Origin of the sequence: Pseudoduganella sp. RAF53_2, from assembly GCF_052113985.1 — a bacterium.
GTDB lineage: Bacteria > Pseudomonadota > Gammaproteobacteria > Burkholderiales > Burkholderiaceae_D > Rugamonas.
The window spans coordinates 1-1,629 of record NZ_JBFRDW010000926.1; the positions used below are offsets into that span (position 1 = coordinate 1).

Annotated in this window: 2 protein-coding genes; both read right to left on the reverse strand. The window is 60.9% G+C overall.

Going from position 1 to position 1,629, the window contains the following annotated elements; translation table 11 throughout:
- Nucleotides 1-140 precede the first annotated feature (140 nt).
- Nucleotides 141-617, reverse strand: coding sequence for a cupin domain-containing protein (locus tag AB4Z11_RS31080; protein ID WP_442029947.1), 477 nt, complete (start codon nucleotides 615-617; stop codon nucleotides 141-143).
- Nucleotides 618-735: 118 nt separating this feature from the next.
- Nucleotides 736-1,629 (reverse strand): selenide, water dikinase SelD (gene selD / locus AB4Z11_RS31085; protein WP_442029948.1); only part of this gene is annotated, 894 nt, incomplete at its 5' end.

A 1,629-nucleotide genomic window follows, 5' to 3' on the forward strand; every position in this document is an offset into this window, starting at 1 on the left:
GGGCCGCTGAGCGTGATCATCTACAGTCACAACACGAATTGCTGTTCTTCTCGAATTGAAGTGGACTAAAGGCCCGGTTCTCCACGGTGGCTGGAAGCGCAGGCCGAGGACGCGAGCTGCGGCAGTTGGACAGTCAACGTTTAAGGTAACCAGTGCTTGTATGGACTTTCAGCCGAGTTGCCAGATGCGTCGGTCCATACGTCATCAGGCAAGGACCGATCACGGTGTAGTATCCGATCATGGTCGGGATAAGTGACACGATCAACCTCTGCGCGTGTACCGATAATCATGCAACGGACCAAAGCTGCACTCTTGTTCCAGAGATAGTGGCCAACAGGGCTGCCCTTCGGGAAGGCTGCGGCGTCTCCCGGCGTCAGCACCTGCTCTTCTTCTCCTTCAATAACCGTGAGCTCGCCTTCGAGCACATACACAAGTTCATCTTCGGCTTCGTGCCAATGTTTGATCGATGACCTGGTGCCGGGCGCCAGCATGTGGATGAACGCGCCGACCTGGGTCAGTCCGCCTGGCTCGCTGATCCATTCCTCGCGGTTCGTGACACGCGGGTCTGATGTTTCAATCGTTTCAACTTGTCGTTGTGCGGCGCGGACGATTGGCATGTTATGGCTGATGTTGGGCTGCTGGTGTCGCTGCAAATCAGGGCTAAGCGGTTCCGATCTGCGGCACGCGCTTCCGGGGCTGATCGTCCGGAAGCGTGAGCCGGGTCGGTGTGATGAATTATGCAGCTACTTGAACGCGCGGCTCGCCGGCGGCCATTTCGCCGATCACGGCAGCCTCGCCGAAGCCGTGGCTGCGGAACAGTTCCAGCACCTGGTCCACGGCGGAAGGATCGCAGGACACCAGCAGGCCCCCCGAGGTTTGCGGGTCGGTCAGCAGGGTGTGCTGCGGCTGGGTGATGTTCGGCGACAGGGTGACGTCCTTGCCGTAGGCTTCCCAGTTGCGGCTGGACGCGCCGGTGAAGAAGCCGTCGTGTGCCAGCTTTTCCACGCCAGGCAGCAGCGGGATCTGCGACATGTTCAGCTTTGCCGTCAGCTTGGCGCCGCGCGCCAGTTCCAGCAGGTGGCCCAGCAGGCCGAAGCCGGTGACGTCGGTCAGCGCATTCACGCCCGGCAGGTCGGACAGCGCCTTGCCTGGCTTATTCAGTTTGGTGGTGTTGGCGATCATGGCCTTGTAGCCTTCTTCGTCCAGCACGTTCTTCTTCAGCGCGGCGGACAGCACACCCACGCCCAGCGGCTTGCCCAGCACCAGCACGTCGCCTGCCTTGGCATCGGCATTGCGCTTTACTTTGGATGGATGCACGAGGCCCATCACGACCAGGCCGTAGATCRGTTCCACGGAGTCGATGGTGTGGCCGCCGGCAATCGGGATACCCGCTTCGGCGCAGATGGATTCGCCGCCTTTGATGATCTGGCCGATGGTTTCAATCGGCAGTTTGTTGATCGGCATGCCCACCAGGGCCAGCGCCATGATCGGGGTGCCGCCCATGGCGTACACGTCGGAGATGGCGTTGGTGGCGGCGATGCGGCCGAAGTCGAAGGGATCGTCGACGATCGGCATGAAGAAGTCGGTGGTGGCGATCAGCGCCTGTTCGTCATTCAGTTTGTAGACGGC

Bases quoted from the DNA above. Each gene is read 5' to 3' on its own strand.
- AB4Z11_RS31080 (WP_442029947.1), bottom strand. From the start codon at position 617: ATGCCAATCGTCCGCGCCGCACAACGACAAGTTGAAACGATTGAAACA.